The organism is Bradyrhizobium sp. PRIMUS42 (genome assembly GCF_023006515.1).
GTDB lineage: Bacteria > Pseudomonadota > Alphaproteobacteria > Rhizobiales > Xanthobacteraceae > Bradyrhizobium.
On record NZ_JALBGZ010001107.1, the window covers coordinates 1 to 1409 of the forward strand.

1 protein-coding gene is annotated in these 1409 nt (G+C 66.1%); it reads right to left on the reverse strand.

The window, feature by feature from the left end; genetic code table 11:
• A partial coding sequence (locus MOV75_RS38050) for an efflux RND transporter permease subunit (RefSeq protein ID WP_246932688.1) occupies positions 1-1409 on the reverse strand: 1409 nt, incomplete at both ends.

Below are 1409 nucleotides of genomic sequence, written 5' to 3' on the forward strand. Positions count from 1 at the left end.
CGGGCCACCTCGGCCGGCGACAGGCCGATCAGGTTCAGCCGGTCCTGATCCGGGACGAAGCGAAGCACGGGCGTGCGATCGCCCCAATCCCGATTTGCCTGCCGCGCGTCCGGAACGCCGCGCATGATCTCGAGGGCCTTTTGAGAGATCGCATACAATTGCGCGGGATCGGGTCCCATGACCCGGAACTCCACCGGGAACGGCGTGTAGGGTCCGAACACGAGCTGGGTGACGCGCACATTGGCCTCGGCTGCAAGGCCCTGCGACACGGCCTGTCGGAGCCGGTGCTTCAAAACCTCGCGCGCTTCCGCATCAGGCGTCAGGACCACGATCTTGGCGAAGGCCGGATCGGGCAGCTCGGGCGCCATCGCGAAGAAGAAGCGCGGCGCACCCTGACCGACATAGCTCGTGATGATCTTGGCCTCGGATTGATCGTGCAGCCAGCCCTCGAGCTTCTCGACGGTGGCGGTCGTCGTCTCGATGCTGGTGCCTTCCGGCAGACGAACCTCCACCAGCACTTCCGGGCGGTCGGAGGTCGGGAAGAACTGCTGCTTGACGCCGCCCATGCCGACGACGGAAAGCGCGAAGGCGACGGCGACGACGCTGCAGGTCACGAACTTGTGGCGGACCGCGAAGGTGATGAGCCCGCGCAGGCGCTGATAATTGGGCGTGCCGTAGATGGCGTGGTGACCGCCTTCGACCGGCTTGATCGCGGGCAGCATCTTGACGCCGAGATAGGGCGTGAAGATCACCGCGACGATCCAGGAGACGATGAGGGCAAAGCCCACGACCCAGAAGATGTTGCCGGCATATTCGCCGGCGGTGGAGCGGGCGAAACCCACCGGCAAAAAGCCTGCGATCGTCACCAGCGTTCCCGACAGCATCGGCGCCGCGGTGTGGCTCCACGCATAGGCGGCCGCCGAGATGCGGTCCATGCCCTCTTCCATCTTCACCACCATCACCTCGATCGCGATGATGGCGTCGTCGACGAGGAGGCCGAGTGCCAGGATCAGGGCGCCGAGCGTGATGCGGTCGAAGAACCGGCCGGTCTCCAGCATGATCAGGAACACGACGGCGAGCGTCAGGGGAACGGCAGCCGCGACCACGATGCCGACGCGCCAGCCGAGGCTGAGCAGGCTCACCAGCAGCACCACGCCGAGCGCCATTGCGAACTTCATCATGAACTCGTCGACCGCCGAGGTGATGTTGACGGCCTGGTCGCTGACCTTGGCCAGGGACATCCCGAGCGGCAGCGTCCGGGCGATGGCTGCGGACCTCTCCTCCAGCGCCTTGCCGAGCGCCAGACCATTCCAGCCCTCCTGCATCACCGCTGCGAGCATGATGGTGGGCTCACCCTGGTGCCTGATGATGTAGGTGGGAGGATCCTCGTAGCCGCGGCGGACCTCGGC